Raw genomic sequence first — 6,795 nt, 5'->3', positions numbered from 1 at the left:
GCGGCATCAAGCCGAAGCTCGCGGCCGAGCACGGCGCCATCGGCTGCCTGATCTACTCCGATCCCCGAGACGATGGGTACGGGCGCGGTGACGTGTATCCGAAGGGCGGCTGGCGCAGCGAGCACGCCGCGCAGCGCGGCTCCGTGTCGGACATGCCGGTCTACCCGGGCGACCCGCTCACGCCGGGCGTGGCGGCCACGAAGGACGCGCCGCGGCCGGAGTTCACCAAGGCGCAGACGCTCACGAAGATCCCGGTGCTGCCCATCTCGTACGCAGACGCACGGCCGCTGCTCGAGGCGCTGGGCGGACCGATGGCGCCCGCGTCGTGGCGCGGCGGCCTGCCGCTGGCCTACCACCTCGGACCCGGACCCGCGCGTGTCCACCTCAAGCTCGCCTTCGACTGGAAGCTCGCGCCCGCGCTCAACGTGATCGCGACGCTGCCCGGCAGCCAGTTCCCCGACCAGTGGGTGGTGCGCGGCAATCACCACGACGGCTGGGTCGCTGGCGCGAGCGATCCGGTGAGCGGCATGGTCGCCGTGCTCGAGGAAGCACGCGCGATCGGCGTGCTGGCTCGCGCCGGCTGGAAGCCACGTCGCACGCTCGTGTTCGCCGCGTGGGACGCCGAGGAACCCGGCCTGCTCGGATCGACCGAATGGGTCGAGCACTTCGCCGACACGCTCAGCGCGAAGGTCGTGGCGTACGTGAACTCCGACAGCAACGCGCGCGGCTTCTTCGACGCCGGCGGCTCCCACAGCCTCGAGCGCCTGGTCAACGAGATCGCCCGCGAGGTACCGGACCCGAAGGTGAAGGGCTCGGTGGCTGATCGCCTGCTCGCCCGCACCGTGCTGCAGGGTTCGCCTGCCGACCGTCGGCTCGCCCGCGACGAACGACGCTTCGAGATCGATGCCCTCGGGTCTGGCTCGGACTACACCCCGTTCCTCCAGCACCTCGGCATCGCGTCGCTGAACATCGGCTTCGGCGGCGAGGGTGAGTACGGGCAGTACCACTCCGTGTACGACTCGGTGGATCACTACCTGCGCTTCCAGGATCCGGATCTCGCGTACGCCGCGGCGCTCGCCAAGGTCGGTGGTCGCGCCGTGCTGCGCCTGTCGGAGGCCGACCTGCTGCCGTTCGACTTCACGCGCGCCGCCGATCGCATCGGCCGCTACGTGACCGAGGTCGACGACCTCGTGAAATCGCTGAAGGCCGAGACCACCGAGCACAACCGGCGCGTGGACGATGGCACGTTCACGCTGGCGGCCAACCCGGCCGAGACCTACGTGCCGCCGACGCGCAAGGACGCCGTGCCCGACATCGACATCGAACCGATGCGTCAGGCGGTGGAGCGCCTGCGGGTGGCGGCGCGCCGGTTCGACGCTGCCGCGAAGACCGCGGGTGATGCACCTGCCGCGTCGCTCGCCGCCGCCAACACCATCGTCTTCCAGGCCGAGCGCGTGCTCACCCGCAACGAGGGCCTGCCGCGTCGGCCGTGGTTCCGGCACCAGGTGTACGCACCGGGGTACTACACGGGCTACGGCGTGAAGACGCTGCCGGCCGTGCGCGAGGCGCTCGAGCAGCGCGCGTGGGACGAGGCCCGCACGCAGGTGCCGCTCGTCGCGCAGACGCTGGAGCGGTACGCCGGCGAGATCGAGCGCGCCGCTGCGACACTCAGCCGCTGATCCCGTCTGGCACAGCGAGGCCGGCGCCGCGGGCGGGCGCCGGCCTGAGGGTCGTGCGGCGACCGTCGGGCGTGGCGTTCGCGCGGCCCGCGCTGCGCAAGGCACGCGAGCCGCGTGCGTTGGACCTACCTCACCCTGAACGCCGTGGGGTTGGTCAGCGCGGCCCCCGCCGCGACCTGCGCGGTGGTCCACTGGCCGGCCTGCGACTCGAACTGCATGACGATCCAGTAGGTCTGGCCCCTGGTCAGCGTCTTCGGCAACTTCAGCGTGCAGTGCTGGCGGAGGTGCTGCTGCGCCTGGCAGCCCGCCTCGGCGAGCACCACCGCGGTGGACGCCGACTCGTCGCTCCAGAGCTGCACGCGCGCCGCACTCACGGTGTCGGTGAGCGTGAACTTCACCGGGACGGTCTGTCCCCGCGTCAGCACCTCGGTCGGCAAGGGCGACGCGAGCGCAGACACCTTCACGTTGGAGATGAACGTGCCCGTGACGGTGTACTGCCCCATCGACCCGTACGTCGAGTAGTTGGCCGGGTCGGCACTGGCCTCGATGCGCAGGTAGTGCTGCCCGGGGCCGAGCAGCGCCGACAGCTCCGCCGTCGTCTGCGTGACCTCGTCGGCGCGCGCCACGACCAGGCCTGCGGCGTTGACGATCTCGGCCGAGACGTCGAGGTTTCCGCCGTCGGTCTGGTCGCCAGCGCGGAACGGCGTGACCTGGATGCGGACGTCGTCGGCACGCGGCAGCGCGAACACGTCGATGTCGGTGGGCGTGGTGACGACGGCCCGCGTCGGCGCAGCGAGCGGCGAGGCCTCGGCGATCGTGTCGCCGACCTCGTCGAGCCGACGACCGAGCGTGCGCGCGATGTGCTCGACGTCGTCCTGCGGCGACAGGCCGCAGACGCCGAAGTTCGTGGCACCGGGGTACTCACCCTTGCTCCACTGGGTCACGTTCCTGTCGAGGGGTGCGCCCATGATCGGCCCCCAGCTCGTGGGCCCGGTGCCGTGCCCGGTGTAGTACTGGGCCCCGGAAGTCAGGCCGTCGTGCACCAGGCCGACGACGTGGCCCGCCTCGTGGGAGACGGTCTCGGCGATGTCGGTGTGATTGCGCGGACCGATGTTGCCCCAGAAGGTGAAGGTCGGCTGCCCGAGGAAGCCCCTGGAGACGATGCACAGACCGGGGGCGGCGGCGATGCCGAACAGCGACCCCGACGGGAAGCCGAGCGCCGTCTCACTGCGCGTCACCAGGTTCCAGATGACCTGCGAGCCGCCCCAGGGCGAGGTGGCGAACGAGGCAGGCCGCTCGGTGGTCACGTCGATGTCGAAGGGCGCCCAGTCCTCGGCAACGCGACCCCAGATGCGTGAGATGACGTCCTGCTCTTCCGCGTTGAAGGTCGTGGCGTCGGCATCCAGCGTGAGGCCACTCGTCGTGAACGGGCTGGGGTTTCTGGCGAAGATGTCGCGCATGTTCGGATGGACCTGCACCAGTCGCGACTCGACGTCGATGTACAGCGTCCAGGGCGCTCCCACCTTCGAGTGATGCAGCGGGAGGCCGTTGGCGGCCAGCGCGGTGGGGACCGGCGCGGGCCCGGTCGCGGATGTCGTGGCGATCGCGGCAGTCTCGGACTCGAGGGCCGTGGCGGGGTCCACGGCATCGAGGAAGACCACGTGGCCCTCGAGCCCGAGCCGCACGGACGGGTCGGCCTCCAGCAGCGTCACGAGCTGCTCGGGGTCCTCGCCGCGTGCCCGGACCTTCTGCCCGATCTCGCCGCGCAGCGCGTCGACGGCAGCCTGCCCCGTGAGCGACGATGTCTCCGCGTCCACGCGCACGGCGTGCCGGCCAGGCGTGCCGGCAACAGCCCTGCCGAGGCCACGGCCTCGGCCTTGCGCAAGGACATCCGGGCTGGACACGAGCAGGCAGCCGGCCACGACGAGAAGCACCGCAGACGAACGGGACATAGCCACTCCTGGAAAGTCCGCGCTCGCGTCAGGCATCGCCCCGAACCACCTGGGTCGGGGCCCCGTCACCGAGATTGCCGCTGGACGTGCAGGCGGAGTGTATGCCAGTCCGAAGCGGGCGACACGCCTGCCTGCGGCGGGCCGCCCCTTCCACGTTCAGGGCAACCGTGTCGCCAGCGCGTTGCTCCCCGCCGCCCAACGGACGGCGCCGGCGTCGCTGTACATTGCCCGCTCGACGACGAGCTGTGCAGGTGCGGTACATCGAGCGCTCCGCGATGATCGGGCTGCCGGGGAGCACACGGACGGTGGCGCCGACCTCGGCCGCCGCCAGGCGCGGATCCTCCTGATACACCCAGATTGTGAAGCGACTGCCGGGTTGACCGTGTAGCTCTTCACAAGCGGAACCGCCGGTGCCGGCAGCAGGTACGTGACCTCGACCACCGACGCCGTCGTGCCGGGATTCTGCAGCAGGTAGAAGAGGTCGAAGTCGAAGAACGTGGCGCCCTCCGCGAAGTACCACGCGAGCGCCGGGGCGCTGACCGACGTCTCGGCGTGCGACCCGTACGACGATCCGCCCCACTGCATCGTGCCGTCGACGACGACGGGCGCGTCATGGCGACCCGCGTCGAGAACTCGGCGACGGCCAGGCCCGCGATCGTCGCCGGCCGGATCGTGGCGCGCGTGCCCGCACCCAGCGTGAGCGACTGCGTGATGAGTGGTCTGGCACCTTCTTCAGGCGGACTGCGCAATAGGAGTTGAAGGAACTCTGACGCCCATGCCGCCGACCCGCCTCGCCCGCTCTCTCGCTGTCTGTTCGGCTCTTCTCTGTAGCGTTGCCTCCACCGCACGCAGCGAGGATGCCGCCACCGTCCCACCGGTCGCCCTGTCGGCAGCACGAGACAGCTATGGACGACTCCCCTTGCAGTTCGAGCCGGCTGCGGGCCGCGTACCCGGGGACGACACGTACCTGGCCCGAGGGGCGGGATACATCGTGGAGCTGGGCCGAAGCGGCGCGTGGCTCAGGCTCGGGCGGCCAGGCGAAGCCACGGTGGCAGTCGGGCTGGCCATGCAGGGCGGTCGGGCCGTCGCCCCGCTGCCCGGACGGCAGTCGGGCGTGGCGCACTACTACCTCGGGGATGCCCCGGCGAACTGGCGCACCGGCGTGCCGACCTACGGACATGTGACCTATCGCGACGTCTACCCGGGCATCGACGCGGTCTACTACGGTAACCAGCGACGCCTCGAGTACGACTTCGTGGTCGCGCCGGGCGCCGACTGGCGGACGATTCGGCTGGCGTTCAGCGGCGTCCAGCGGGTGAGCGTCGATGCGGAGAGCGGCGAACTGCTGCTCGAGGTCGAGGACCACGTGGTGCGGCAGCCGCGCCCGTTCACGTACCAGGGGACGCGTGAGGCCCCGGAGGTGGTGGCGTCGCGGTATGTGGTGGCGGCTGACGGCACGGTCGGCTTCCACGTCGCGCCTCACGACGCAACGCGCCCGCTGGTCATCGACCCGGTCATTGTCTACTCCACGTTCCTCGGGGGCACGGGCGACGACACGGCCTACGACGTCGCCGTCGATGCGGCCGGCGCCGCGTACATCGTCGGCGAGACCGGCTCGGGCAACTTCCCGACCGGCACGCCGCACACCGGGACGTTCAACGGCGGCAGCAACGTCTTCGTCGCGAAGCTGAACCCCGCCGGCAATGGGCTCGAGTACACGGCATTCCTCGGCGGCACGGGCGGTGACCAGGGCATCGCCATCGCCCTCGATCCCGCGGGCAACGCCTATATCGCCGGCAGGGCCAGCACCGGCTTCCCCGTGACCACGGGGGCGTTCCAGACCTCGCACGGCGGCGGCGGCTCCGATCCCTTCGTGGCCAAGCTTTCGCCGACGGGCACGCTGCTCTACGCCACGTATCTCGGCGGCACAGACGGCGCGAACGAGCAGGCCAGCGACATCGCGGTGGGCCCCAACGGCAGCGCGTACGTGGTGGGGACGACGCGATCGCGCAACTTCCCGGTAGCCAACGCCCTGTTTCCCACCCACAACGGCTTCTTCAGCGACACGGCCCTGGCGTTCGTGGCACAGCTGAACCCGGCCGGCACCGAGCTCGTGTACTCGACATACCTCGGCAACCAGTCGCAGAGTGCCGGTCGCGGCATCGCGGTGGACGCCACCGGCGCCGCCTACGTTGCGGGATTTGCCGGGGGCATTCCGACGGGCACCGCGGTCATCATGGACTTCCCGGTGAAGAACCCGTTCCGCCCGTCCTTCTTCGGCGGTCCTTTCGTCGCCAAGCTCGCGCCGGGCGGCGGCTCGCTGGTGTACTCGACGGTCGTCGGCGACGCCAACGGATCGTTCGGCGGGCAGGCCGAGGACATCGCCATCGATGCGGCAGGCAACGCCTACATCACCGGCAGCATCAGCTACTCGACGTTGGGCGGCACGCCCCAGGGCGCCCTGCCGATGGTGAACGCGTTCGAGTCGTCGCCGCGTGGCGGCCTCGACGGCTTCGTGATGAAGATCAACGCCGCCGGCAGCGGGATCATCTACTCGTCGTACCTGGGCGGCAGGGCCACGACCTTCGACAACGGCAGCGAACTCGGGCGCGCCATCGCCGTCGACGGCGCAGGACGGGCCTACGTCGTCGGCTACACGAGCTCGGCTGATTTCCCGCTGGTCAACCCGCTGCCGCTCGGCGGCAACGGCGGCCCCTGGGACGCCTACCTGACACGGTTCGACGCCGCCGGTTGCGCCATCGGGTACTCCACCCTCATCGGGGGCGGGAACACCGACGAGGCCTTCGGTGTGGCCGTGGATGCCAGCGGCAATGCCTACGTTGTCGGCGACACGGCCTCATCCGACTTCCCGCTGCTGGGGGCGTTCCAGTCGACCCACCGAGGCGGTGTCGCTCGGCCCTTCGGCGGCCGCGAAAGCGACGCCTTCGCCGCCAAGATCGCGCCTGGGACGGGGACGCCGCTCTCCAGGTGCGACACGCGCGGCAAGCGCGTCACCGACCCCGTGCAGCCCACGCAAACGCAGCGGCCGCCGGGCCAGCCGCCGATCTTCCGCTTCTTCGATGCCAGCGCGCTGTGGTTCGACCCGCCGATCGCCACCGGGTACAAGTACACGATGGTCGGCACCACGCTGTTCACCGCCGTGC

4 protein-coding genes are annotated in these 6,795 nt (G+C 70.8%); 2 read left to right on the top strand and 2 right to left on the bottom strand.

Annotation, left to right across the window (positions count from 1 at the left end; all coding sequences use genetic code 11):
- On the top strand, window positions 1-1,679 hold a 1,679-nt coding region (locus tag ACIRDX_RS19005; RefSeq protein ID WP_396627015.1), incomplete at its 5' end, for a transferrin receptor-like dimerization domain-containing protein.
- A gap of 125 nt (window positions 1,680-1,804) precedes the next feature.
- On the opposite strand, the gene ACIRDX_RS19000 is transcribed toward ACIRDX_RS19005, so the two are convergent.
- Complete coding sequence (locus tag ACIRDX_RS19000; protein WP_396627014.1) at window positions 1,805-3,631, bottom strand: hypothetical protein; 1,827 nt, start codon at window positions 3,629-3,631, stop codon at window positions 1,805-1,807.
- A gap of 156 nt (window positions 3,632-3,787) precedes the next feature.
- On the bottom strand, window positions 3,788-4,216 hold the full coding sequence (locus tag ACIRDX_RS18995) for a hypothetical protein (protein ID WP_396627013.1): 429 nt from the start codon (window positions 4,214-4,216) through the stop codon (window positions 3,788-3,790).
- A 406-nt stretch (window positions 4,217-4,622) separates the two neighbouring features.
- Here ACIRDX_RS18995 and ACIRDX_RS18990 point away from each other — a divergent pair.
- Window positions 4,623-6,795 (top strand): SBBP repeat-containing protein (locus tag ACIRDX_RS18990; RefSeq protein ID WP_396627012.1); only part of this gene is annotated, 2,173 nt, incomplete at its 3' end.

This window comes from Luteitalea sp. (genome assembly GCF_044337415.1).
In the GTDB taxonomy this organism is placed as follows: Bacteria; Acidobacteriota; Vicinamibacteria; order Vicinamibacterales; family Vicinamibacteraceae; genus Luteitalea.
This window is presented reverse-complemented; position numbering and strand designations above follow the sequence as displayed.

Coding starts and splice junctions, on each gene's coding strand:
- ACIRDX_RS19000 (WP_396627014.1), bottom strand. CDS start 3,631: ATGTCCCGTTCGTCTGCGGTGCTTCTCGTCGTGGCCGGCTGCCTGCTC.
- ACIRDX_RS18995 (WP_396627013.1), bottom strand. CDS start 4,216: ATGCAGTGGGGCGGATCGTCGTACGGGTCGCACGCCGAGACGTCGGTC.